The sequence below is a fragment of the Pseudomonas sp. VD-NE ins genome, from assembly GCF_031882575.1.
In the GTDB taxonomy this organism is placed as follows: domain Bacteria; phylum Pseudomonadota; class Gammaproteobacteria; order Pseudomonadales; family Pseudomonadaceae; genus Aquipseudomonas; species Aquipseudomonas fluorescens_BZ.
In genome coordinates, this window is record NZ_CP134772.1 from 5957968 (window position 1) to 5983075 (window position 25108).

At 59.2% G+C, this 25108-nt stretch carries 25 protein-coding genes; 10 read left to right on the top strand and 15 right to left on the bottom strand.

Going from position 1 to position 25108, the window contains the following annotated elements:
- The first annotated feature begins 123 nt into the window (after positions 1-123).
- Both RMV17_RS26665 and RMV17_RS26670 read left to right on the top strand, forming a co-directional pair.
- Positions 124-1542, top strand: a complete 1419-nt coding sequence (locus RMV17_RS26665; RefSeq protein WP_034155114.1) for a peptidoglycan DD-metalloendopeptidase family protein — start codon at positions 124-126, stop codon at positions 1540-1542.
- 3 nt (positions 1543-1545) lie between these two features.
- Positions 1546-2637 carry an anhydro-N-acetylmuramic acid kinase gene (locus RMV17_RS26670; RefSeq protein WP_311883751.1) on the top strand — a complete coding sequence of 364 codons (1092 nt, stop codon included), beginning with the start codon at positions 1546-1548 and terminating at the stop codon, positions 2635-2637.
- A gap of 69 nt (positions 2638-2706) precedes the next feature.
- On the opposite strand, the gene erpA is transcribed toward RMV17_RS26670, so the two are convergent.
- Complete coding sequence (gene erpA / locus RMV17_RS26675) at positions 2707-3057, bottom strand: iron-sulfur cluster insertion protein ErpA (protein ID WP_008077999.1); 351 nt, start codon at positions 3055-3057, stop codon at positions 2707-2709.
- Positions 3058-3204: 147 nt separating this feature from the next.
- The gene (argC, locus tag RMV17_RS26680; RefSeq protein WP_311883755.1) at positions 3205-4239 is read right to left on the bottom strand and encodes an N-acetyl-gamma-glutamyl-phosphate reductase; all 1035 of its coding nucleotides are present in this window, start codon (positions 4237-4239) and stop codon (positions 3205-3207) included.
- Positions 4240-4372: 133 nt separating this feature from the next.
- Here argC and hemJ point away from each other — a divergent pair, with 133 nt between their 5' ends.
- From hemJ to coq7, 6 genes are all read left to right on the top strand, one after another.
- Positions 4373-4801 carry a protoporphyrinogen oxidase HemJ gene (gene hemJ / locus RMV17_RS26685; protein ID WP_034155111.1) on the top strand — a complete coding sequence of 143 codons (429 nt, stop codon included), beginning with the start codon at positions 4373-4375 and terminating at the stop codon, positions 4799-4801.
- Positions 4802-4834: 33 nt separating this feature from the next.
- Positions 4835-5803 carry an NAD(P)H-dependent flavin oxidoreductase gene (locus RMV17_RS26690; RefSeq protein WP_034155110.1) on the top strand — a complete coding sequence of 323 codons (969 nt, stop codon included), beginning with the start codon at positions 4835-4837 and terminating at the stop codon, positions 5801-5803.
- A gap of 78 nt (positions 5804-5881) precedes the next feature.
- Entirely contained in the window at positions 5882-6832 is a 951-nt protein-coding gene (locus RMV17_RS26695) for a DUF805 domain-containing protein (protein ID WP_311883758.1), read from the top strand.
- Positions 6833-6893: 61 nt separating this feature from the next.
- Positions 6894-7682 carry an SDR family NAD(P)-dependent oxidoreductase gene (locus RMV17_RS26700; protein ID WP_034155108.1) on the top strand — a complete coding sequence of 263 codons (789 nt, stop codon included), beginning with the start codon at positions 6894-6896 and terminating at the stop codon, positions 7680-7682.
- An 81-nt stretch (positions 7683-7763) separates the two neighbouring features.
- Complete coding sequence (locus RMV17_RS26705; RefSeq protein ID WP_108225179.1) at positions 7764-8102, top strand: histidine triad nucleotide-binding protein; 339 nt, start codon at positions 7764-7766, stop codon at positions 8100-8102.
- A gap of 203 nt (positions 8103-8305) precedes the next feature.
- Entirely contained in the window at positions 8306-8953 is a 648-nt protein-coding gene (gene coq7, locus RMV17_RS26710; protein ID WP_034155106.1) for a 2-polyprenyl-3-methyl-6-methoxy-1,4-benzoquinone monooxygenase, read from the top strand.
- Positions 8954-9069: 116 nt separating this feature from the next.
- Here the strand turns inward: coq7 and speD are convergent, their stop codons facing one another.
- Both speD and RMV17_RS26720 read right to left on the bottom strand, forming a co-directional pair.
- Complete coding sequence (gene speD, locus RMV17_RS26715) at positions 9070-9864, bottom strand: adenosylmethionine decarboxylase (protein WP_016983471.1); 795 nt, start codon at positions 9862-9864, stop codon at positions 9070-9072.
- Positions 9865-10101: 237 nt separating this feature from the next.
- Positions 10102-10524, bottom strand: coding sequence for an OsmC family protein (locus tag RMV17_RS26720; RefSeq protein WP_003228794.1), 423 nt, complete (start codon positions 10522-10524; stop codon positions 10102-10104).
- 237 nt (positions 10525-10761) lie between these two features.
- On the opposite strand from RMV17_RS26720, the gene crp reads away from it, so the two are divergent.
- A complete protein-coding gene (gene crp / locus RMV17_RS26725; RefSeq protein WP_008088598.1) occupies positions 10762-11406 on the top strand; it encodes a cAMP-activated global transcriptional regulator CRP in 645 nt (214 codons plus the stop codon).
- Between the two features lie 9 nt (positions 11407-11415).
- Here the strand turns inward: crp and RMV17_RS26730 are convergent, their stop codons facing one another.
- From RMV17_RS26730 to RMV17_RS26745, 4 genes are all read right to left on the bottom strand, one after another.
- Positions 11416-12117: a lipoyl protein ligase domain-containing protein gene (locus tag RMV17_RS26730; RefSeq protein WP_311883765.1), complete on the bottom strand. Its 702-nt coding sequence runs from the start codon at positions 12115-12117 to the stop codon at positions 11416-11418.
- 98 nt (positions 12118-12215) lie between these two features.
- On the bottom strand, positions 12216-13052 hold the full coding sequence (gene trpC / locus RMV17_RS26735) for an indole-3-glycerol phosphate synthase TrpC (RefSeq protein ID WP_311883767.1): 837 nt from the start codon (positions 13050-13052) through the stop codon (positions 12216-12218).
- Complete coding sequence (gene trpD, locus RMV17_RS26740; RefSeq protein WP_034155102.1) at positions 13049-14098, bottom strand: anthranilate phosphoribosyltransferase; 1050 nt, start codon at positions 14096-14098, stop codon at positions 13049-13051. Before trpD ends, trpC begins: the two co-directional genes overlap by 4 nt.
- A gap of 9 nt (positions 14099-14107) precedes the next feature.
- The gene (locus tag RMV17_RS26745) at positions 14108-14701 is read right to left on the bottom strand and encodes an aminodeoxychorismate/anthranilate synthase component II (RefSeq protein WP_034155101.1); all 594 of its coding nucleotides are present in this window, start codon (positions 14699-14701) and stop codon (positions 14108-14110) included.
- 408 nt (positions 14702-15109) lie between these two features.
- Between RMV17_RS26745 and estP the strand changes: the two genes are divergently transcribed.
- A complete protein-coding gene (gene estP, locus RMV17_RS26750; protein WP_034155100.1) occupies positions 15110-17017 on the top strand; it encodes an esterase EstP in 1908 nt (635 codons plus the stop codon).
- 170 nt (positions 17018-17187) lie between these two features.
- Here estP and trpE read toward each other — a convergent pair whose 3' ends face one another.
- The 7 genes from trpE to RMV17_RS26785 all read right to left on the bottom strand — a co-directional run bounded on the left by trpE (position 17188) and on the right by RMV17_RS26785 (position 25095).
- Positions 17188-18669: an anthranilate synthase component I gene (gene trpE / locus RMV17_RS26755; RefSeq protein ID WP_311883771.1), complete on the bottom strand. Its 1482-nt coding sequence runs from the start codon at positions 18667-18669 to the stop codon at positions 17188-17190.
- A 71-nt stretch (positions 18670-18740) separates the two neighbouring features.
- Positions 18741-19559 carry a phosphoglycolate phosphatase gene (locus tag RMV17_RS26760; RefSeq protein WP_311883774.1) on the bottom strand — a complete coding sequence of 273 codons (819 nt, stop codon included), beginning with the start codon at positions 19557-19559 and terminating at the stop codon, positions 18741-18743.
- Positions 19556-20230 carry a ribulose-phosphate 3-epimerase gene (rpe, locus tag RMV17_RS26765; RefSeq protein ID WP_007918813.1) on the bottom strand — a complete coding sequence of 225 codons (675 nt, stop codon included), beginning with the start codon at positions 20228-20230 and terminating at the stop codon, positions 19556-19558. The genes RMV17_RS26760 and rpe overlap by 4 nt, the downstream gene beginning before the upstream one ends.
- Before the next feature lie 114 nt (positions 20231-20344).
- Complete coding sequence (locus RMV17_RS26770; RefSeq protein ID WP_311883776.1) at positions 20345-21493, bottom strand: iron-containing alcohol dehydrogenase; 1149 nt, start codon at positions 21491-21493, stop codon at positions 20345-20347.
- A 279-nt stretch (positions 21494-21772) separates the two neighbouring features.
- Positions 21773-22597 (bottom strand): ABC transporter permease, encoded by an 825-nt coding sequence (locus RMV17_RS26775; RefSeq protein ID WP_008027084.1) that lies wholly within the window; start codon positions 22595-22597, stop codon positions 21773-21775.
- A 12-nt stretch (positions 22598-22609) separates the two neighbouring features.
- Positions 22610-23857, bottom strand: a complete 1248-nt coding sequence (locus tag RMV17_RS26780; protein WP_034155096.1) for an ABC transporter permease — start codon at positions 23855-23857, stop codon at positions 22610-22612.
- Positions 23858-24051: 194 nt separating this feature from the next.
- Positions 24052-25095 carry an ABC transporter substrate-binding protein gene (locus RMV17_RS26785; protein ID WP_016983607.1) on the bottom strand — a complete coding sequence of 348 codons (1044 nt, stop codon included), beginning with the start codon at positions 25093-25095 and terminating at the stop codon, positions 24052-24054.
- Positions 25096-25108 lie beyond the last annotated feature (13 nt).

A 25108-nucleotide genomic window follows, 5' to 3' on the forward strand; every position in this document is an offset into this window, starting at 1 on the left:
CCACAGACACGATGTCTGTAGACTTGCTTCAGAGATGATTTGGTTATATTTTATACAGTTATTTCATCTTCATCATGTCATTCATCTTTTCCAATTCATCATTTTTCAAAGTCAAAATTACCTATGACCACAGAACCGTCTAAAGCGCCGCCGCTTTACCCGAAGACCCACCTGCTTGCCGCAAGTGGAATCGCCGCCCTTCTCAGCCTGGCACTCCTGGTATTTCCTTCCAGTGATGTTGAAGCCAAAAAGACGACCCTGAGCCTTGAACTGGAAAGTCCTGCTGAACAACTGACACAAGATCAAGACGCAGCTGATGCGGTTCAAGCCACAAATGAGTCAGTAGCCTCGCCATTTGCTCAAATCGAAAACAGTGACGAGAACACCGCGCAAACCGCAGAAGCGGCACCAGCGCCGGCCGCCGAAAAGCCAAAAGCACCAGGTCATCGTGAAGTCATCGTTGCCAAGGGCGATACGCTGTCGACCTTGTTCGAAAAAGTCGGCCTGCCGGCTGCGTCCGTACATGAAGTTCTGGCCAGCGACAAACAAGCCAAACAGTTCAGCCAGCTCAAGCACGGCCAAAAACTCGAATTCGAATTGAATCCTGAAGGCCAACTGACCAGTTTGCACAGCAAGGTCAGTGACGTCGAAACCATTACCCTGACCAAGAATGACAAGGGTTATGCCTTCAACCGGGTTACCGCAAAACCGACCGTTCGCACCGCTTACGTGCACGGCGTCATCAATAGCTCACTTTCACAATCCGCAGCCCGTGCTGGCCTCTCGCACAGCCTGACCATGGATATGGCCAGCGTCTTTGGCTACGACGTCGATTTCGCTCAAGACATCCGCCAGGGTGACGAATTCGATGTGATCTACGAGCAGAAAGTGGTCAACGGCAAAGCCGTCGGCACCGGACCGATCCTGTCCGCTCGCTTCACTAACCGCGGCAAGACCTACACCGCCGTGCGTTATACCAACAAGCAAGGCAACAGCAGCTACTACACGGCTGATGGCAACAGCATGCGTAAGGCGTTCATCCGTACGCCGGTGGACTTCGCACGCATCAGCTCGAAGTTCTCCATGGGCCGCAAGCACCCGATCCTCAACAAGATCCGCGCTCACAAGGGCGTTGATTACGCTGCGCCGCGCGGTACGCCAATCAAGGCTGCCGGTGACGGCAAAGTGCTGCTCGCCGGACGCCGTGGTGGCTACGGCAATACCGTGATCATCCAGCACGGCAACACCTACCGCACTCTATACGGCCATATGCAAGGCTTCGCCAAAGGAGTGAAAACCGGCGGCACCGTCAAGCAAGGCCAGGTCATTGGTTACATCGGCACTACCGGCCTGTCCACCGGCCCTCACTTGCACTATGAGTTCCAGGTCAATGGCGTTCACGTCGATCCTCTGGGCCAGAAGCTGCCAATGGCCGACCCGATCGCCAAAGCCGAGCGCGCTCGCTTCCTCGCTCAGAGCCAACCACTGATGGCGCGCATGGATCAAGAGAAGGCCACCATGCTGGCCTCGAGCAAGCGCTAAGTCATGGCCCTGTATATCGGTGTGATGTCCGGAACCAGCCTCGACGGTCTGGACATTGCCCTGATCGAACTGACCTCGGCGATCAAACTGGTCGCCACGCACTACATCCCCATGCCTGAATCGCTGCGCGCCGAGCTGCTTGGCTTGTGCGCCAGCGGTCCTGACGAGATCGCCCGCTCGGCGATTGCCCAGCAGAACTGGGTCAAGCTCGCGGCACAGGGCATTCACATACTTCTCGATCAGCAGCAACTCAAACCCGACGCCATTCGTGCGATTGGCAGCCACGGCCAAACCATTCGCCACGAACCCGCGCGAGGCTTTACCGTACAGATCGGCAACCCTGCCCTACTGACTGAATTGACCGGCATCACCGTAGTCAGCGACTTCCGCAGCCGCGATGTCGCCGCCGGTGGCCAAGGTGCACCTCTCGTTCCAGCCTTCCATGAAGCGTTATTCGAAGAGTGTAGCGGTAACCAGGCAGTCTTGAATGTCGGCGGTTTCAGCAATCTCAGTCTGATTGAACCGACCAGACCTGTAGCCGGTTTCGACTGTGGCCCTGGGAATGTTCTGTTGGATGCCTGGATCCACCAGCAACGGGGCGAAAACTATGATCGCAATGGCGACTGGGCAAAAACAGGTTCAGTTGAGCCGACGTTGCTGCACGCGCTTCTCAGCGATCCGTTCTTTGTCGCCAAGGGCCCGAAAAGTACCGGCCGCGAAGTGTTCAACCTGCCTTGGCTGGAACAACACCTTTCGCGTCTGCCAGACTTTGCTGCTGAGGACGTACAAGCCACACTGCTTGAACTGACAGCACTGACCATTATCGAATCACTGCAAAGCGCCCAAGCCGATACTCAAGAGTTATTGGTCTGCGGCGGCGGTGCGCACAACACTACACTAATGGAGCGGCTGGCCGCCCTGCTGCCAAACGCAACCGTCGCCAGCACAGCCACCCACGGCGTTGACCCGGACTGGGTGGAAGCCATGGCCTTCGCCTGGCTGGCCCACTGCTGTCTCGAAGGCATCGCCGCCAACCGCCCAAGCGTCACCGGCGCCCGCGGACTTCGAGTACTCGGCGCCATCTATCCCGCTTAACGATCAGACAGCAAAACGCCGCAGAACCGTAAGGCTCTGCGGCGTTTTGCTGTCTGAAGCGCGGCGCGATCAGATCGAGAACGAAGACCCGCAACCACACGTCGTGGTGGCGTTAGGGTTCTTGATCACGAAGCGCGAACCTTCCAGACCTTCCTGGTAGTCCACTTCAGCACCGGCCAGGTACTGGAAGCTCATCGGATCTACCACCAGACTCACGCCTTCGCGCTCGACGATGGTGTCGTCCTCGGCCACATCCTCATCGAAAGTGAAGCCGTACTGAAACCCTGAACAACCGCCGCCCGTAACGAATACGCGCAGCTTCAAGCGATCATTCCCCTCTTCATCGACCAGGCTCTTCACCTTGTGCGCGGCACCGTGGGTGAATTGCAAAGCCGTGGGGGTGAAGGATTCGACGCTCATGCTGACTATCTCCCGGCGTTACGCCGCCATAATGCGTGATGACGCGCATTATCCGCTTGTCCGAGAAAATCGGTCAACTATTAGAGGAGCAGCGGCAAGATTCAAGCTGTGAGCTTCAAGCTTGCCGCTTACAACTTGTAGCTGCCCTTATGGCAGCATACCTGCGTGGGACAGACCGAAGCGCTCGTCCAGACCGAACAGGATGTTCATGTTCTGCACAGCTTGGCCCGACGCGCCTTTGACCAGGTTGTCGATCACCGAAAGCACCACCACCAGATCGCCATCCTGCGGGCGGTGAACAGCAATACGGCAGACGTTGGCGCCGCGCACGCTGCGAGTTTCCGGATGGCTGCCGGCCGGCATTACATCGACGAACGGTTCGTTGGCATAACGCTTTTCAAACAGCGCCTGCAGATCCACCGAGCGATCAACCACGGTCGCGTAGAGCGTCGAGTGAATGCCGCGGATCATCGGGGTCAGGTGCGGAACGAAGGTCAGACCGACATCCTTGCCCGCTGCGCGACGCAGACCCTGGCGAATTTCCGGCAGGTGACGGTGACCTTTCACCGCATAGGCCTTCATGCTTTCCGACGTTTCGGAGTACAGCGAGCCGACAGCCGCACCGCGACCGGCACCGCTGACGCCGGATTTGCAGTCGGCGATCAAACGCGAAGTATCCGCCAGACCAGCCTCGAGCAACGGCAGGAAGCCCAGCTGCGTAGCGGTTGGGTAGCAACCCGGCACCGCGATCAGGCGGGCCTTCTTGATCTGCTCGCGATTGACTTCCGGCAGACCGTAAACAGCTTCGTCCAGCAACTCAGGCGCGCCGTGCGGCTGACCGTACCACTTCGCCCACTCTTCAGCGTCTTGCAGACGGAAGTCGGCCGACAGGTCGATGACCTTGGTGCCCGCTGCCAGCAGTTCACCGGCCAATGCGTGAGCCACACCGTGCGGCGTGGCGAAGAACACCACGTCGCAAGCGCCGAGGGTCTTGATGTCCGGCACGCTGAAGGCGAGGCCATCGAAGTGACCGCGCAGGTTCGGGTACATGTCAGCCACGGCCAGACCGGCCTCGGATCGGGAAGTGATCACCACCACTTCTGCCTGCGGATGCTGTGCCAATAGACGCAGCAATTCGACACCGGTGTAACCCGTGCCGCCGACGATACCGACCTTGACCATAACCTGCCCTCAAAGAACCCACTGGAAAGCCGTCGATAATAGGGGCCGCGCGGCCCTGCGACAACCGTCAAGGTGACGTGCGGACGCTCAAGCCTCTACTATCCGGCTTACCGTGAACCTGGAATAACTAAAAATGCTCTATCTATGGATCAAAGCTTTTCACATTGTCAGCATCGTTTGCTGGTTTGCCGGGCTGTTCTACTTGCCGCGTCTGTTCGTGTATCACGCGCAAAGCGAAGACACGATCAGCAAAGAACGCTTCAGCGTAATGGAACGCAAGCTGTACCGCGGCATCATGGGCCCGGCGATGATTGCGACGCTGATCTTCGGCGGCTGGCTGATCTATCTCAACCCGAGCATCTTCAGCATGGGTGGCTGGATTCACGCCAAACTGACGCTCGTCGTCTTGCTGATCGGCTACCACCACATGTGTGGCGCGCAGGTAAAACGTTTTGCCCGTGGCGAAAACACCCGCAGCCATGTCTTTTATCGCTGGTTCAATGAAGTGCCGGTTCTGATATTGCTGGCTATCGTAATTCTGGTCGTGGTCAAGCCGTTCTAACTTCAACAAGAACAGATCTTTGGGGTACTCATAATGTCGCTGCCCGCTTTGCTCGAACAACGTCTGCGTCTGCCTGTAGTGGCCGCGCCGATGTTTCTGATTTCCAACCCGGAACTCGTCCTCGCCTGCTGCCGCAATGGCGTGGTCGGTAGCTTCCCGGCACTGAACCAGCGCGAAAGCAGCGGGTTCAAAGCCTGGCTGGAACAGATCGAAGCGGGACTGGCGACACTGGACAACCCGGCGCCGTACGCGGTGAACCTGATTGTTCACAACAGCAACCCGCGCTTGCAGGCGGACTTGAACATCTGCGTCGAGCACAAAGTACCGATCGTTATCACCAGCCTCGGCGCAGTGAAGGAGTTGGTCGACGCGGTACACAGCTATGGCGGTCTGGTGTTCCATGACGTCACCACTCGCCGACATGCCGAGAAAGCGGCCGAGGCGGGTGTCGACGGTTTGATCGCCGTGGCGGCCGGCGCCGGGGGGCATGCCGGCACCTGGAGTCCGTTTGCGCTGATTGCCGAGATCCGCCAGTTCTTCGATAAAACCCTGCTGCTTGCAGGATGTCTTAACCACGGTCATGAGATTCTTGCCGCACAGCTGCTCGGCGCGGATTTGGCCTACTTCGGTACGCGATTTATCGGCACCACGGAAAGTCATGCGCCTGACGCCTACAAGGAGATGCTGCTGACAGCCAAGGCTTCGGACATCATCCATACTCCAGCGGTCTCGGGAGTGCCGGCGAGTTTTATGCGTCAGAGCCTGGAGGCAGCCGGTTTCGACATGGCCGCCCTGCAAGGAAAAGGCGAAGTGAATTTCGGTGACAAGTTGAAGCCGATCAGCGATGAGGCCAAAGCTTGGAAAACCGTGTGGTCGGCCGGTCAAGGCGTAGGGCAGATCGAGGATCTGCCGAGCGTGGATCAATTGATCGCACGGCTGGACGCAGAGTATCGCCAGGCACAGGAACGTGCAGCCCAGCTACCGCAACGCTGGCCGCGCTAAGAAAAATCGGGCCAGCCCCACTGGGCTGGCCTTACACTGCTGACCTTTCAATCTATTCGCGACAAGGATGCCTCGGCCATGAGCGAACCCCGTTACAAGATCGTATTCGACGGAGCTCTACAGCCCGGTGTCGATATCACCACTGCCAAACTCAACCTGGCGGATCTGTTCAAGAGTGACGTCGTCGCAATCGAGCGCCTGTTCAATGGCCGCACCGTCGCACTCAAACGTGATTTGTCCCACAGCGATGCGCAGACCTATCTGCAAGCGCTGAGTAAAACCGGAATCGATGCGCGCATCGAAGCTGAAACGACGATCGAACTGAATCTTTCCGACGTACACGAGCATTCAGCTGCCATAGCGGAACCTGACTCCCCTTACGCACCACCGCGTGCCACCGTCGGCGAGAGTCTGCCGGCGTTCGCCACGCTCAAGCCGTTCAGCGTAGAAGGGCGAATCGGCCGCCTGCGTTTTCTGGCATGGACGATGGTCCTGAGCCTGGTGACCCTGCCCATTGTCGGCGTGTTCGCCTTGCTGGCTCTGGGGCTGGTCAGCGGCGATTCCACCACTGGCCTGATCATCGGCGGAATCTTCGCGTTCTTCCTGTTTATCGCGTTCCTGATTGTCAGCATTCTGTTCAGCGTCCAGCGTCTGCACGATATCGGCTGGTCAGGCTGGCTCTGGCTGCTGAACCTGGTGCCATTCGTGGGCAGCTTCTTCCCGCTGGTGATCATGGTCGTACCGGGCAACACCGGCGCCAATCGCTACGGCCCTCCCCCGCCGCCAAACAGCAGCGCAGTGAAGGTGCTGTGTTCCCTGTGGATCGTGTTCTTCGCACTGATCTTTGTCGGTGGAATGCTCGGCGGGATCTCGGCCATCCAGCAGGAATATGAAAGCAATCTGGAAAGCAGCTACGAAAGTGGCTCGGTGACCACTGATGAAGTCGAAGTAGAGGTCGAAGCGCCAGCGGATTCCGCCGATGAGGCAGCCGAAGCGGCGCAGGCCCCTGTAGACTCTGCGAAAGAATGAACAGCGCTCCCCGCCGTGACACCCGCGTCGTCGGCGCGGAGCTGTTGCGATGGAGAATTGCATGACCCGTTACGCACTGATCACCGGCGCCTCCAGCGGCATTGGCCTGGCCATGGCCGAGGCGCTGGCCCGGCGCGGCCGCAGCCTGATTCTGGTGGCCCGACAGCGTGATCAGCTGGAAAGCATTGCGATCGAGTTGACCCAGCGTTTTGGCGTCGAAGTACTGTTCCGCGCCTGCGATCTGGGCGAGCCATTGCGTCTGTCCGGCTTCCTGCTGGAACTCGAAGAAGGTGACCGGCAGATCGACTTGCTGGTCAATTGCGCCGGTATCGGCACCTGCGGCCCGTTTCTCGCGCAGGACTGGATGACCGAGCAGGATCTGATCGAAGTGAACATCCTCGCCCTCACCCGCCTCTGCCACGCCATTGGCAACAGCATGGCGCTGCAGGGTGGTGGGCAGATTCTCAATGTCGCCTCGGTGGCCGCGTTCAATCCAGGCCCGTGGATGAGCACTTACTACGCCAGCAAGGCGTATGTGCTGCACTTCTCCGAAGCCTTGCGGGTTGAACTCAAACAAAGTGCGGTGAAGGTTTCAGTGCTCTGCCCCGGCCCGACGCGCACGGCATTTTTCCGTACGGCGCAACTGAACAGCGACAAACTCAAAGACAGCAAATTGCTGATGAGCCCCGAGGAGGTCGCGCTGTACACCGTTCGCGCCCTCGACAAGAACCGCGCGATCATCATTCCGGGACGCCGCAACCGCTGGTTCGCTTTCCTGCCGCGATTGGGTTCGCGCTGGCTCAATCGCACCATTGTCGGCATGGTCAACAAGGCTTACTGCCCGCGCTGAAATACCCTACAGGTAAAACACTGGGCGGGATAAGCCGCCCTGAGTACACTCAGACCAGCCCAAACAACGGAGAAAACAGCAGTGGATACTCTGTTCACCAAGATCATCAACCGGGAGATTCCGGCCAGGATCATTTACGAGGACGACCAGGTTCTGGCGTTCCACGACATCGCCCCTCAGGCACCAGTGCATTTCCTGGTGATCCCGAAAAAACCGGTGCGCACCCTCAATGACCTGACCGAAGACGACAAGGCACTGGCCGGGCATATCCTGTTCACTGCGCAGCGTCTGGCGCTGGAGTTGGGCTGCGAAGACGGTTTCCGCGTGGTGATGAACTGCAATGAGAAGGGTGGGCAAACTGTCTACCACATTCATATGCACGTACTCGGTCAGCGCCAGATGAACTGGCCACCGGGCTGATCCACAGCAAACCTGTGTGTAGGAGCTGCCGCAGGCTGCGATCTTTTGATCTTCGAGTGTCAAAAAACAAGATCAAAAGATCGCAGCCTTCGGCAGCTCCTACATAAAGCAACAAGCACATCCAGTGTGACTGATGACCCAGCGCAAACCTTCCCCGGCCGATTCGGTTAAACTGGCCGCCGAGATTCTTCCCGGAGGTCAGCATGACTACCCAACGTCACTACTCGCCGATTGACCGTCTTCTGCTGCAAGCCGATGCCGCGATGCGTACCCTGCTACCCTTCAGTGGCCAGCCGTACCGTCCGTCGCCAGCGATTTTGCAACCAGAAACGCAAATGAGCGACGAGGACACCCGCCACGTTGCCGGTCTGATGCGCATCAACCATACCGGTGAAGTCTGCGCCCAGGCGCTGTATCAAGGGCAGGCGTTGACGGCCAAGCTACCGCAGGTACGCGAGGCGATGGAGCACGCTGCCGAAGAAGAAATTGATCATCTGGTTTGGTGCGAGCAACGCATTCACCAGTTGGGCAGCCATACCAGCGTTTTGAATCCACTGTTTTACGGGATGTCGTTCGGGATTGGCGCGGTGGCCGGGTTGATCAGCGACAAGGTCAGCCTCGGGTTTGTCGCGGCGACCGAGCATCAGGTGTGCAAGCACTTGAACGAACATCTGGAGCAGTTACCGGCCGAGGACGAGAAGTCCCGGGCGATTCTTGAGCAGATGCGCATTGATGAAGAACATCACGCGGAAAGCGCGCTGGAGGCTGGCGGTTTCCGTTTTCCGGCGCCGGTGAAGTTCGGGATGAGTATTCTGGCCAAGGTGATGACCAAGAGTACTTATCGGATTTGAGAAGTGTATTGCCGCACAGGGCCCAATCGCTGGCAAGCCAGCTCCCACAGGCCCTGTATTCAGCCATAAAAAAGGCGACTACCGCGAAGTAGTCGCCTTTTTTGTGCCCGGGAATCTTAGGTCGGCATGTTGCGCGCGTAGAAGATTTCGAGCATTTCGTGTTTCACCCGGTCGGTCACCTGAGCACGTTGCTCGGGGGACAGATTGCTGGTGGCGTCGCCGAACAGGTAGTTATCCAGTTCGAAGTTCTTCAGCAGCATTTTGGTGTGGAACAGGTTTTCCTGGTACACGTTCACGTCGGTCATCTGGTACGCGTCGCGAGTGTCTTCGGAGAGGTAGTTCTGGATCGAATTGATCTCGTGATCGATGAAGTGCTTGTTGCCTTCAACGTCACGGGTGAAGCCGCGCACACGATAATCCACGGTCACGATGTCCGAATCGAACTGGTGAATGAGGAAATTGAGCGCTTTCAGCGGTGAGATGACACCACAGGTCGACACATCGATGTCCACACGGAAGGTTGCAATACCGTCGTCCGGATGGATTTCCGGGTAGGTGTGCACCGTGATGTGGCTCTTGTCGAGGTGGGCCAGGATAATTTCGGGCAACGGGCCCGGCGACTCTTCAATCTGGCTTTCAGTCGGGGTTACCGGCTCTTCAGAAATCAGAATCGTGACGCTGGCGCCCTGAGGTTCATAGTCCTGACTGGCAATGTTCAGGATGTTGGCACCAATGATCTCAACAACTTCGGTGAGAATCTGCGTCAGGCGTTTCGCGTTGTACTCTTGATTGATGTACTCGACGTAAGCCTGCTGGTCTTGCGGGGTTTCCGCGTAGCAGATGTCATAGATGTTGAAGCTCAAGGTCTTTGTCAGGTTATTGAACCCGTGGAGCTTGAGTTTGCTTTTCACCGTTAAAAACTCTCTATGTATGCGGCCCGGCCGCGTGATCAAGCATGCCCGTCAAGTGCGAACGACGCACCTGCGTAGGACGGTTAACACCTCTTCGCGATGGCGATTTTGGTTATCTGTTCAGGCGGCTGATCCGTCGGCTGACCGATCACTGCCCTGAAAAAAGTGGCGCATTATGCAGACGTCAGCGGGGGATCGCCAGAGTCTGCACTGCTTTTATGATAGTTGAATGTCGGTTCAACCGAGTTCGACGATTTCGTAGTCGTGGGTGATCGCCACGCCAGCCGCGCCGAGCATGATCGAGGCCGAGCAATACTTCTCGGCAGACAGCTCGATGGCGCGCTTGACCTGGGCTTCTTTCAAGCCGCGGCCCTTGACCACGAAATGCATGTGAATCTTGGTGAATACCTTTGGATCTTCGGTCGCGCGCTCGGCTTCGAGGAAGGCTTCGCAGCTTTCAACAGCCTGGCGGGACTTCTTCAGGATGCTGACCACGTCGAAATTGCTGCAACCGCCCACACCGAGCAGGAGCATTTCCATCGGGCGAACACCCAGATTACGACCACCGGCGTCCGGTGGACCGTCCATGACCACGACATGACCGCTGCCGGATTCGCCGAGGAACATGGCTTCGCCAGCCCATTGGATGCGTGCCTTCATCGCCCAGACTCCACTGTAAAAAAAGGGTCGCCAGCTTAGCACAGGGCTTTGCCCGGACAGCGAGCAACGTTCCTAGGACCAGATGCCTCTGCGCTGTAGGTAATTTCTCGAATTTGCGACGAAGTGTCTGTTAAGCTGGCGCCAATTCGCTGGCGCCCATGTCAGCTGTGTAGCGACCGCCTTCAGCGCCTCATAAAAAAACCAAACATCACCGTGCAGTCTTTTCGGGATACAACCATGGTTGCTATTACCCCCACACCCAAAATCAAGAATCTCGACAAGCTGTTGATGCATTGCCAGCGCCGTCGCCATGCGGCCAAGAGCAACATCATCTGTGCGGGCGATCGCTCGGACACGCTGTATTTCATCATCAAGGGTTCGGTAACGATCCTGATCGAAGATGACGACGGCCGCGAGATGATCATCGCTTACCTCAACGCCGGGGATTTCTTTGGCGAACTGGGCCTGTTCGAACAAGCGGGCCAGGAACAGGAACGCAGTGCCTGGGTGCGGGCCAAGGTCGAATGCGAAACAGCGGAAATCAGCTACGCCAAGTTCCGCGAATTATCGCAGCAGGATCCAGACATTCTTTACGTTCTCAGCGGACAAATCGCACAACGCCTGCGTAACACCACGCGCAAGGTCGGCGATCTGGCGTTTTTCGACGTCACCGGTCGAGTGGCGCGTTGCCTGCTGGAACTGTGCAAGCAGCCAGACGCGATGACTCACCCTGACGGCATGCAGATCAAGGTGACACGTCAGGAAATCGGTCGGATTGTCGGTTGTTCGCGGGAGATGGTCGGTCGCGTGCTCAAGGATCTTGAGGAACGCAACCTGGTCGATGTGAAAGGCAAGACCATGGTGGTCTTCGGTACGCGTTAAACCTGAAACTCAGGCGCTGTACATCTGCGCCAGCATCAACCGAAACAGCTCATCAAGACGCGCCAAGGCCTGTGGCGCGTTGAATTTCTCATGCAGGGCGATGTGGCTTTGCGCCCGCACCCGCTGCTCCAGGCCGCACGCTTCGTTGAAGCGATTGACCGCCGCGACCATCGATTCGCGCTCGTTATCCATCAGCATTGCACCGTGCACCAGACCGACCGGACGCTGGCCGCCCTGGCTCTGGCGCCAGCGCTGGGCGGTGCCGACCATTTTGCGGCCATCGAGATTGACGTTGAAACGGCCGTCGCAGAATGCGCCGTCGATTTCACCCAATGATGACGTGCCGCCCAACTCATCGAGCAACTGGCAGATCGGATCGCACAGGCGACGGTAGCCGGTCTCGATGCGATTGAGGTCGCCTTCGCTGCGCGGTGGCGCGTAGACCAGGGCGATGTTGATTGTCGCGGCAGATTGCGGGACCGGTTCGCCGCCGGTTTCACGCAGCAGGACTGGCCAGCCGGCAGCGGCGGAGACTTCACAGGCGTGGTCGAACGCGGGGAGGCGATTGAGGCGGCGTGGCATGACCAGGGCGCGATCGCTGGGTTGCCAGAACAGGAGGCCGAATTCAGAGTCGCCGGCGCAGACCGAGGCCAACAAATCCTGTTCGGCTTGCAGGCCGGCTTCGATGGTCAGGGGGGTTGGCAGCGACATGGAGGGCTCCGGCAGATTTGGAATCTTTAGGGAATTGACTGGCCTCTTCGCGGGCAAGCCCGCTCCCACAGGGGACGCGGGCGCCTGCAAAGACTTGATCAGTCGAGGGTCGAACCGCTGATCGACACGCCACGCTCCGGGAAGAACAGGCGCTGCAATTCGGTGCCCGGATTTTCCGCGCGCATGAACGCTTCACCGACCAGGAACGAATACACGTCACTGATTTCCATCAACTCGACATCGGCGCGATTGAGGATGCCGCTCTCGGTAATTACCAGACGATCGCGCGGAATGCGCGGCAGCAGGTCGAGGGTGGTTTCCAGGCTGACGTCGAAGGTGTGCAGGTTACGGTTGTTGACCCCGACCAGCGGCGTGTCGAGGGTTTTCAACGCACGCTCCAGCTCATCGCCGTCGTGCACTTCGACCAATACATCGAGACCAACGCCTTTGGCGACAGAGGCCAGTTCGGCCATTTTCACGTCATCCAGTGCGGAGACGATCAGCAGCACACAGTCAGCACCCAGCGCGCGGGCTTCGACGATCTGGTAAGGATCGATCATGAAGTCCTTGCGGATCACCGGCAGTTTGCACGCGGCCCGGGCCTGTTGCAGGTACGCATCGGCGCCCTGGAAATAATCGATATCGGTCAGCACGGACAGGCAGGTCGCCCCGCCCTTCTCGTAGCTTTTGGCGATATCGGCCGGGACGAAGTCCTCGCGAATCACGCCTTTGCTCGGCGATGCCTTTTTGATTTCGGCAATCACCGCAGGCTGCTTCTTCTTCGCCTGCGTCAGCAATGCCTGGGCAAAACCACGGGGTGCATCGGCCGCCTTGGCCAGACTTTCCAGCTCGCTCAGACTGACTCGAGCACTACGCTCGGCGACTTCCTGAACCTTGCGGGCCAGAATGTTTTCCAGAACCGTCGGTACACTCATCCCTCATTCTCCACTTTGAATACCGCGGTAAAGGCACCCAGCTCCTCGAGTTTTTCCCGAGCGAGACCGGTGTGCAGAGCGTCGTGCGCAAGCTCCACGCCCTGTTTCAAACTGCTGGCCACGTCAGCGGCATACAGCGCAGCGCCGGCGTTAAGCACAATCATTTCGGCGGCTTTCTGGCCGTTTTCGGTCTTGCGCTTGCCGAGGGCATCGCGGATCAGCGCCAGCGACGCCTCCGGGCCCTCAACCGACAGACCGTGCAGGCTCTGGCTCTTCATGCCGAGATCTTCCGGCTCGACCCAATATTCGCTGATTTCGTTGTTCTTCAACTCCGCAACGAAGGTCGGTGCGGCGAGGCTGAACTCATCCAGACCGTCCTTCGAATGCACCACCAAGACATGCTTGCTGCCCAGACGCTGCAAGACTTCTGCCAGTGGCCGGCACAACGCCTTGTTGAATACGCCCACTACCTGATGCTTTACACCGGCCGGATTCGTAAGCGGGCCGAGCATATTGAACAGTGTGCGCAGGCCAAGATCGCGGCGCGGGCCGGCGGCGTACTTCATGGCTTTATGGTGGGTCTGGGCGAACATGAAACCGATGCCGACGTTGTCGATGCAACGCGCGACCTGAACCGGCGTCAGGTTCAGATAGATGCCGGCGGCTTCCAGCAAGTCGGCGCTGCCACTCTTGCCCGATACCGCGCGGTTGCCGTGCTTGGCGACCGTGCAACCGGCTGCCGCTACGACGAACGAAGAAGCTGTGGATACGTTGAAGATGTTCGCGCCGTCACCGCCAGTACCGACCACATCGACCACGCCGTCGAGGGTCTTCAGTTCAACTTGATCGGCCAGTTCACGCATCACCGACACAGCGCCGACGATCTCATCGATGCTCTCGCTCTTCATGCGCATGGCCATCATGAACGCGCCAATCTGCGCGTCGGAGCATTGACCAGTCATGATTTCGCGCATCACATCGCGCATTTCATCGGTGCTGAGGTCGAGGTGATCGACGATACGGCTCAGGGCTGTCTTGATATTCATGGGAAGTCCTTAGCGCGTGCCGCCGGTTTGTTTGAGGAAGTTGGCAAACAGTTCATGACCCTGCTCGGTCAGGATCGACTCGGGGTGGAACTGTACGCCCTCAATGTTCAGGGTCTTGTGACGCAGGCCCATGATTTCGTCGACCGAACCGTCATCGTGTTGTGTCCACGCGGTCAGCTCGAGGCAATCGGGCAAAGTATCGTGCTTGACGATCAGCGAGTGGTAACGGGTAACCGTCAGCGGATGATTCAGACCTTGGAAAACGCCCTTGTCCTCGTGGAATACCGGACTAGTCTTACCGTGCATTACCTGACGCGCACGCACTACATCGCCGCCAAAGGCCTGACCGATGGACTGGTGGCCGAGACACACGCCGAGGATCGGCAGCTTGCCGGCAAAGTGCTTGATGGCTTCGATGGAGATGCCGGCTTCGGTCGGCGTGCACGGGCCTGGCGATACCACGATGCGCTCAGGCTTGAGGGCTTCGATTTCGGCGACGGTCAATTCGTCGTTGCGCACGACCTTGACCTCGGCACCCAACTCGCCGAGGTATTGCACAACGTTGTAAGTAAAGGAGTCGTAGTTGTCGATCATCAGCAACATGGCGTTTCGAACCTCTTGAATTCTGACTTGGAGACAGCCTTCAGATGACTTGCCCGCAGGGCGCTGCACGATGTCGGACGCAGGAAGATGCGTCGGCACAGCGGCATTTCAAACGGGCAAGGAAGGCAAAGCGATACAGATCCGGCGGGGCCGGCAGAAAAGATTCAGGCGCGCCAACGCCAGCGGGCGTGTGCCTTGATGACTTGATCCAGAAGTTTGCTGGTGATCAACACGGGGAAGGTCTCGTTCATACGTTCCGGCACAGTAACTTAGCTGGGCAGAGCGTGCAATATGGCCGGGGCTTTGGGGGATAAAACCAAGGGAGGATTCGCGACCGATGGCAAAACGCCGGGAGTTTTTGGTACTGTCGTTTCGTTCACCTACAACAATAAATAAACGGACTTGCTCATGATCAAACAGACGTTGTTTGTACCGCTGGCCGGATGCTTGCTCGCACTGGCCTGCGCCCAGGCCAATGCTGCACCCAATCCCTATTCGAATTTCATTGTTTTCGGCGATAGCCTGAACGATGCCGGGACCTTTACCGACACCGGCGGCCCGGCCGGCTCCACCGAGCGTTACACCAACCGTACCGGCCCGATCTATCAGAATGGCAGCGGTGAACTGTATTCATTGAATTCCACGCAACTACTCGGCGGGCGCCTGGGTTTTTCCGCAGACCAGACAGCCTCTTCCAGTTCCGCAGTGCGTGCCGAAAACGGCCAGCCCGACGGCAACAACTGGGCAGTCGGTGGCTATCGTACTGACCAGATCCTCGATTCGATCACCACGCAATCCGCTACCGGCGAACGCACCCGCGCCGGTTACCTGCCATCGAACGGCTTCCGCGCCGACCCGAATGCGCTGTATTACATTTCCGGCGGCGGTAACGACTTCCTGCAAGGGCGCATTCTCAGTCTGCCGCAAGCCAACGCCGCCGCCGACCGACTGGCCGACAGCGTGCAGACCCTGCAAACCGCCGGCGCCAAGTACGTGATGGTCTGGCTGTTGCCTGACGTTGGCCTGACCCCGGCCATCAACGGTACGCCGCTGCAAGCCTTCAGCAGCCAGCTCGCCACGCAGTTCAACAGCCAGTTGGTCACTCGCCTGCAAGGCATCAACGCCGAGATCATTCCGCTGAACATTCCGGTGCTGCTGTCGGAGGTGTTTGCCGATCCAGGACGCTTTGGCCTCGCGACCGATCAGAACCTCACTGCGACCTGCTTCAGTGGCAATAGCTGCACCGAAAACGCCCGTTACGGCATCAACAGTGCGACACCCGACCCGAGCAAGCTGATCTACAACGACGGCGTACACCCGACCGAGGCCGGGCAAAAGCTGATCTCCGACTATGCCTACTCCCTGCTCGCCGCGCCGTGGGAACTGACGCTGTTGCCGGAAATGGCCCACGCCACCGTGCGCGCGCATCAGGATGAACTGCGCAATCAATGGCAGGCGGATTGGGAGAACTGGCAAGCGGTCGGCCAATGGCGCGCCATTGTTTCGGCGGGCGGCCAGCATCTGGATGTCGACAGCCAAAGCAGCGGCGCCAGCGCCGATGGCAGTGGTTACAACCTCAATGTCGGCGGCAGCTATCGCTTGAATGAAGCCTGGCGCGTCGGTGTGGCGGGCGGTTTCTACCGGCAGAATCTGGAGGCCGGTCATAACGATTCCGACTACAAACTCAACAGCTACATGGCCACGGCATTTGCCCAGTACCAGCAAAACCGCTGGTGGGCTGACGCGGCGTTGACCGGCGGCAAACTCGACTACGACAACCTCAAGCGCAAGTTCGATCTCGGCGCCAGCGAAGGTGCGGAGAAAGGCGACACCGACGGCAGCCTCTGGGCTTTCAGCGCCCGTGTCGGTTACGACATTGCCCAGCCGGGCAGCGAATGGCACCTGTCGCCGTTCGTCAGCGCCGACTACGCCAGCGTTGATGTCGATGGTTACTCAGAGAAGAGCAATCGCGCCACCGCACTGACCTTCGATGATCAGACCCGCGACTCGAAACGCCTGGGGCTGGGCTTGCAGGGCAAATACAACATCACCCCGCAGACTCAGGTGTTCGGCGAGTACGCTCACGAGCGTGAGTACGAAGATGACGTGCAAAAGGTCAACATCGCGCTCAATACCTTGCCGGCGAATGACTTCAAACTTGAAGGCTATACACCGCAGAGTCACCTGAACCGCTTGAGTCTGGGCGTGAGCCACAAACTCACGGCGGATCTGGCGCTGCGTGGCGGGTATTCGTTGCGCAAGGATGATGACTTTACCCAGCAGGGTGTTAACGTCGGGGTTGTGCTCGACTTCTAAATCCCACGCAATAAAAAGCGGCGCCTTCACAGGCGCCGCTTTTTATTGCCGAACACAAAGCCCACTGTGGGAGCGAGCCTGCTCGCGAAGAGGGTGTGTCAGTCGCCTTTAATGTTTGCTGACACAACGCCTTCGCGAGCAGGCTCGCTCCCACAAGGTTTTGTGTTGGCTCAGGCTTCCGGGGTTTGCTCGGCCAGGGCCACGGCGCGGAACATCGCGCGGCGTTTGTTCAAGGTTTCTTCCCATTCCAGCGCCGGCACCGAGTCGGCAACGATGCCGCCACCGGCCTGCACGTGCAGTTCGCCGTTCTTGATCACCGCCGTGCGAATCGCAATCGCGGTGTCCATGTTGCCGTTCCAGGCGAAATAACCGACCGCCCCGCCGTAAACACCACGCTTGACCGGCTCCAGCTCGTCGATGATTTCCATCGCACGAATCTTCGGTGCGCCCGACAGTGTGCCCGCCGGCAGAATCGCCCGCAGTGCGTCCATCGCTGTCAGCCCTTGTTTCAACTGGCCGGTGACGTTGGAAACGATGTGCATCACGTTGGAATAACGCTCGATGACCATTTTCTCGGTGAGTTTCACCGAACCGATTTCCGAGACGCGGCCGGTGTCGTTACGACCGAGATCGATCAGCATCAAGTGCTCGGCGATCTCTTTGTCATCCGACAGCAGATCTTGTTCCAGCGCCACGTCCGCTTCTTCGGTGGCGCCACGAGGGCGAGTCCCGGCAATCGGACGCACGGTGATCAGGTTGTCTTCAACCCGCACCAGCACTTCCGGCGAACTGCCAACGACGTGGAAGTCGCCGAAGTTGAAGAAGTACATGTACGGCGTCGGGTTGAAGCAACGCAAAGCACGGTACAGATCGATCGGTGCAGCCTTGAAGTCGATCGACATGCGCTGCGAAGGCACAACCTGCATGCAGTCACCGGCAAGGATGTATTCCTTGATGGTATCGACGGCTTTTTCGTAGTCGTCCTGCGTGAAACTCGAACGGAACACCGGATCAGCCGACTGCTGCTTGCTGAAATCCAGGCCGCGGCGCGGGGTGATCGGCTGACGGAGTTTTTCCAGCAACGCCTGCAACTGTGCCTGACCTTGTTCGAAGGCATCCGCCTGCGCAGGGTCGGCCAGCACGATTGCGTGCATCTTGCCGGCGAGGTTGTCGAACACCACGACAGCGTCGGAAACCATCAGCAGAATGTCCGGCACGCCCAGCGGATCCGGGTTCGGGCACTTGCCCAGGCGCTTCTCGACGTAACGCACGCAGTCATAACCGAAGTAACCGACCAGACCACCGTTGAAACGCGGCAGACCAGCGATGGTCGGCACGTTGTAGCGCGCCTTGAAGGTCTCAACGAAGGCCAAAGGGTCTTCAACATCGTGGCTTTCGGTTTCAACGCCATCAACGGTGATGCTGACGTGATGGTCGTGAACCCGCAGCACGGTGCGGCACGGCAGTCCGATGATCGAGTAACGGCCCCATTTCTCGCCACCCTGCACCGATTCGAGCAGGTAGGAGTTGGGCTGGTCGGCCAGTTTCAGGTAGATCGACAGCGGCGTGTCGAAGTCGGCCAGGGTTTCACAGGCCAACGGAATGCGGTTGTAGCCGTCAGCGGCCAAGCGCAGGAATTCTTCGCGGATCATAAGGTGCCTCGTGGTGTGAGGGGCAAATCAGTCAGGTATGCAAACGCGCCGGCAGGCCGGCCAGGAACAAGTCAGGCGCGCCAACGCCAGCGGGCCAAGGCCTTGATGACTTTCATCCAGAGTTTGCGAGTGACCACCACGATGGCGTTTCCAGAAGGGGATTGAGAAGCGTCGGGCAACGTTATCTCAGCGGCGGAACCTAGGCAACCGGGAATTAGCTTGCGCAGATCGTCGATGACCAGCGCCGGTGATTCTTCGGCAATCGGTCGACCATGGTTGTAGCCATAACTCAGCGCCACGCACTTCACCCCAGCTGCTTTCGCCGCCAGTACGTCGCTGCGCGAGTCGCCGACGAACAACGATTGCGAGGCCGGGATGTTGGCCATTTTCATCACAAAGAACAGCGCCGCCGGGTCAGGCTTCTTCTGCGGCAGGGTATCGCCGCCGATGATCCACTTGAAGTAGCGACCGATCTTCATCTGATCCAGCAACGGCGCGACGAAGCGCTCCGGCTTGTTGGTGATCAGCGCCATGGCCACGCCCTGCTTTTGCAGCCACTTGAGGGTGTCGCGCACGCCGGGATAGACCACGGTCAGCTCATGGCTGGCGCCGTAGGCCTCCATGAACACTTCCAGCGCATGCTCGGCCTCGACGTCATCCACCGCCGAATGATCAATGCCACCGGCCAGCGCGCGGCGCACCAGGACTGGCGCGCCATTGCCAACCCATTCGCGCACCGAATCGATGCCCGCCGGTTGACGGCCGAGGGAGAGCAGCATGGTGTCCACCGCGGCTGCCAGGTCCGGAACCGAGTCGATCAGTGTGCCATCCAGATCGAACATCACCAGCCGTGGCAGTTTCCCCGGGAACAGCTGCTCAAACCCGCTCATGGGCGAGCCAGCGCCAGTTCGGAACGCATCTTGTCGATGACTTCCTGATAGTTCGGCGCATTGAAGATCGCCGAGCCGGCAACAAAGGTGTCAGCGCCAGCCGCGGCGATTTCGCGGATGTTGTTGACGTTGACGCCGCCGTCGATTTCCAGACGAATATCACGGCCCGAGGCATCGATGATCGCCCGCGCTTCGCGCAGTTTATCGAGGGTGCCAGGAATGAACTTCTGCCCGCCGAAGCCCGGGTTGACGCTCATCAGCAAGACCATGTCGACCTTGTCGATCACGTACTTGAGCACGTCCAGCGGGGTCGCCGGGTTGAACACCAGACCGGATTTGCAGCCACCCTCGCGGATCAGTTGCAGCGAACGATCAACGTGCAGCGTGGCTTCCGGGTGGAAGGTGATGTAGGTCGCGCCAGCCTCGATGAAGTCACCAACGATGCGATCCACCGGGCTGACCATCAGGTGCGCGTCGATCGGCGCGGTGACGCCGTACTTGCGTAATGCCGCGCAAACCATCGGGCCGATGGTCAGGTTGGGTACGTAGTGGTTGTCCATGACGTCGAAGTGGACGAAGTCGGCGCCAGCGGCGAGAACGTTGTCTACTTCCTCGCCGAGGCGGGCGAAGTCGGCGGAGAGAATCGACGGAGCAATTACGAAGGGCTGCATGACGCACCTTTTCTGAGCTAAATCACGATGGCGCGCATTGTATACCTCAAGTTTCCAAGCGCGCACCGTGACCGCGATGATTGGGTTGTGCCATGAAGGATGACCGGCACGGACTCAATAAGCCGCGCGGTAGATCTTCTCGATGTCCACAGCGCTGAGTTTGCGCGGGTTGTTGCGCATCAGGCGCTCAATGCCCGCCGCTTCCACGGCCATCGCCGGGATCGCCTCTTCCGGCACACCGAAACTGCGCAGCCCGGCCGGGATTTCCACGGCCGCGCACAAATCGGTCATCGCCTGCACGGCTTTGTCCGCCGCCTCGGCTGCACTCAGATGAGCGGTCTTCACTCCCATGGCTTCGGCAATATCCTGCATGCGCTCGACGCAGGCCATCTTGTTCCAGGTCATGACATACGGCAGCAGCAAGGCGTTACTGACGCCATGGGCAATGTTGAAACGCCCGCCCAGCGGATACGCCAGCGCATGCACCGCGCCGACCCCGGCATTACCAAACGCCATGCCGGCCATCAGGCTGGCGGTGGCCATGTCTTCGCGGGCTTGGAGGTTGGCGCCATTGGCATAGGCCTTGGGCAGGGCTCTGGCGATCAGCTTGATGGCGCCGAGGGCCAAAGAGTCAGTGATCGGCGAGGCATTCACCGACAGATAGGATTCGATGGCGTGCACCAGCGCGTCGACACCGCTGGCGGCGGTGACGCTGCGCGGGCAGGTCAGGGTCATCTGCGGGCTGACCAGCGCGACGTCCGGTAATAGAAAGTCGCTGACGATGCCTTTCTTCAACTGCGCGACTTTGTCCGAAAGAATCGCGACGTTGGTGACTTCGGACCCGGTGCCGGCGGTGGTCGGGATGGCGATCAGCGGCGGGCCTTTGCGTGGCACCTGGTCGACACCGAACAGATCTTCCAGCGCGCCGTGGTAACCGGCATAGGCAGCGACACTTTTGGCGATGTCGATGGCACTGCCGCCACCGAGGCCGATCAAGCCGTCATGCCCGCCCTCGCGGTAAACGCGCATGCAGTCTTCGACGATGGCGATTTCCGGATCGGGCAGCACGCGGTCGAAAATCTCGTAGTCGCGCCCACCGAGCTGCACCAGCGCCAGCTCGACCGTACCGGATTTGACCAGCGCGGCGTCGGTGACGATCAAGGGGTTGTCGATGTCGAGGCGGGTGAGTTCGGCGGCCAGTTGCTCGATGGCGGCGGCGCCGGTGATCAGCTTGTGAGCGATTTTGAACTGGGACAGACTCATCGTGCGCAGCCTCTTATAGATGTGGGAGCTGGGCACAAGATTAGCTGGGGTTTTGGGGTTGTCTGCTATTCAGGTGGTGAATGGTTGATCGGTTAGAAAATCAAGAGCCCCTCACCCTAGCCCTCTCCCGGAGGGAGAGGGGACTGACCGCGCTGTACTTTCGAAGTACACCGACGTGCGACACCGAGTCGAGCTCAGATTCTGAACAGCACGAATATCTGCTCCCTTTCCCCCTTGGGGGAGAGGGCTGGGGTGAGGGGGTGGCTTTTGACCTTGATCTTAAACCTGAGCAGTCCGCAGTTTTTCGCTGCGGCCTCGCAGCCATTCCAGGGTCAGCAGCAGAATCACCGAGAAGGCAATCAGCAAAGTAGCGGCAGCGGCAATCGTCGGACTGAGGTTCTCGCGTATCCCGCTAAACATCTGCCGTGGCAACGTCGCCTGCTCAGGCCCGGCCAGAAACAGCGTCACCACCACCTCATCAAACGAAGTCGCAAACGCAAACAGCGCCCCGGAAATCACCCCCGGTGCAATCAGCGGCAAGGTCACCCGGCGGAACGCGGTCAGCGGCGATGCCCCCAGACTCGCAGCAGCACGCACCAGATTATGGTTAAACCCCTGCAACGTCGCCGACACCGTGATGATCACAAACGGCACACCTAGCACCGCATGCACCACAATCAGCGAGAAGAAGCTGTTACCCAACCCCAGCGGCGCAAAAAACAGATAACTCGCCACACCGATGATCACCACCGGCACCACCATCGGCGAGATCACCAGCGCCATCACCAGTGCTTTACCGGGGAAGTCGCCACGGGTCAGACCAATCGCCGCCAGCGTGCCGAAGACCATCGCCAGCACTGTCGCCGCCGGGGCGACGATGATGCTGTTCTTCAGTGCGCGCATCCATTCCGCCGAGGCGAAGAAATCCTGATACCAGTGCAGCGAGAAACCCTGCAGCGGATAGACCAGAAAACTGCCCGAGTTGAACGACAACGGGATGATCACCAGCACCGGCAGAATCAGGAACAACAGAATCAGGCCGCAGAGAATCCGCAGGCTGTAGAACCACACCCGTTCGATGGGCGACATGTAAGGACTCAGCATCTCGAATTCCCCTTAGCTCAGGCGCAGGCGACTGGCGCCCACCAGCCAGCTGTAAATCAGATAAAGCACCACGGTCGCCAGCAGCAACAGCCCGCCCAGTGCGGTGGCCATGCCCCAGTTGATGCTGGTGTTGGTGTAGAAGGCGACGAAGTAGCTGACCATTTGATCGTTCGGGCTGCCGAGCAGCGCCGGGGTGATGTAGTAACCAATAGCGAGAATGAACACCAACAGGCAACCGGCGCCGACACCGGCGTAGGTCTGCGGGAAGTACACCCGCCAGAAACTGGCGAACGGATGGCAGCCAAGGGAAATCGCCGCGCGCATGTAGGTCGGCGAGATGCCTTTCATCACGCTGTAGATCGGCAGAATCATGAACGGCAGCAGGATGTGCACCATCGAGATATATACGCCGGTGCGGTTGAACACCAGTTCCAGCGGCTTATCGATAATGCCCATCGCCATCAGGCCACTGTTGATCAGACCGCCCGATTGCAGCAGCACGATCCACGCGGCGACGCGCACCAGAATCGAGGTCCAGAACGGCAGCAGCACCAGAATCATCAGCAGGTTGCTTTGCCGCGACGGCAGATTCGCCAGCAGGTAAGCCAATGGATAGGCGAGCAGCAGACAGATTACCGTGATGACCAGGCCCATCCAGAAGGTGCGGGCGAAGATGTCGAGGTAGATCGCCTGATCCGGGGTGGCCGGGGCGATTTCGCCGAGGTCGTCGATGCGGTGGTCGACGGACGCCAGCAAGTAGTATGGGGTGATGCTGCTGGTGTTGCGTTTGACCGCCTGCCAGTAGGCGGGGTCGCCCCAACGCTCGTCGAGACCTTCCAGCGCTTCTTTATAAGAGGCCGGTTCGCTGGCGAAGGGCAGCGCCCGGGCGGTTTTGGTCAGCAGGCTGCGATAGCCGGCCAACTCCATGTTCAAGCGCTTGGACAGATCGCCCAGTGTCTGGTTTTTGCGTGCTTCGGCGAGGTCTTCGCCGGCGGCTTTGTAGACCGGTTCAGCGGGCAGGCCGCGGCCGTCCCAACTGGCGATGGCCGCCACGGTGCGCGGCATGCCGCCGACCACTTCGGGATTGCCGACGCTTTTGTAGAGCAGCGCCACGATCGGCACCAGAAACACCAGCAACAGAAACAGCACCAGCGGCGCAATCAGCGCTTGCGCCTTCCAGCGGTTGACCCGCTCGGCGCGCTTGAGCTTCTGCTTCAAGGTGGGGCTGTTGCCCTCGTTCAGGGGAACGGCGATGGCCATGACGTACTCCGCAAATCTTTGATCGTTACAGAGGTGACGAACCACCGCTGTTGTGTTGAAACACAGCTACCTGTGGGAGCGAGCCTGCTCGCGAAGAGGCCAGCACATTCAACATCCATGCTGGCTGATCTACCGCTTTCGCGAGCAGGCTCGCTCCCACAGGGGTGGGCCAACCCACCCTCACCAGGTTGTGCTTATTTCGCAGCCCAGGAGTTGAAGCGCTGCTCCAGTTGCTCGCCGTTGTCAGCCCAGAAGCTGACGTCGATCTGCACCTGGTTGGCGATGTTTTCCGGGGTGGTCGGCATGTCTTTCAGGACATCCTTGGCCAGCAGCGGCACAGCCTGGGTATTGGCCGGGCCGTAGGCGATGTTTTCCGAGTAGGTCTTCTGCTGCTGCGGCTGCACCGAGTAAGCGATGAATTTCTTCGCCGCTTCCGCGCGCTTGGCGTCTAGACCTTTCGGGATAGCCCACGCGTCGAAGTCGTAGATGCCGCCGTTCCACACCACTTTCAGGTTGGACTCTTTCTGCACCGCCGCGATGCGACCGTTGTAGGCCGAGCTCATCACCACGTCACCGGAAGCGAGGTATTGCGGCGGTTGTGCGCCGGCTTCCCACCACTGGATGTTCGGTTTCAGCTCATCGAGTTTCTTGAACGCGCGATCCTGACCACCCTTGCTCGCCAGTTCCTTGTAGACGTCTTTCGGCGCCACGCCATCGGCCATCAAAGCGAATTCGAGGGTGTATTTGGCGCCTTTGCGCAGGCCACGTTTGCCCGGAAATTTCTTGGTGTCCCAAAAATCGGCCCAGCTGGTTGGCGCGGTTTTCAGCTTGTCGGCGTTGTAGGCCAGTACGGTCGACCAAACGAAGAAGCCCACGCCGCACGGCTGGATCGCGCCTTTGACGTAATCTTCGGTTTTGCCGAACAGCGCCGGGTCGAGTTGTTCGAACATGTCTTCGTCACAACCACGGGACAGTTCTGGCGATTCAACCTCGACCAGATCCCACGACACGCTCTTGGTGTCGACCATGGCTTTGACCTTGGCCATTTCGCCGTTGTATTCGCCGGCGACGATCTTGCCGTTGCCTGCCGCTTCCCACGGTGCATAGAAGGCTTTGACTTGCGCCGCCTTGTTCGCCCCGCCAAACGACACCACGGTCAAATCGGGGCCAGCGGCCATTGCGCTTGCCGCACCCATCAGGCCCAGGGTCAGGGCGGTGAACTTCAGGGATCTCAACATTTATTGTTCTCTC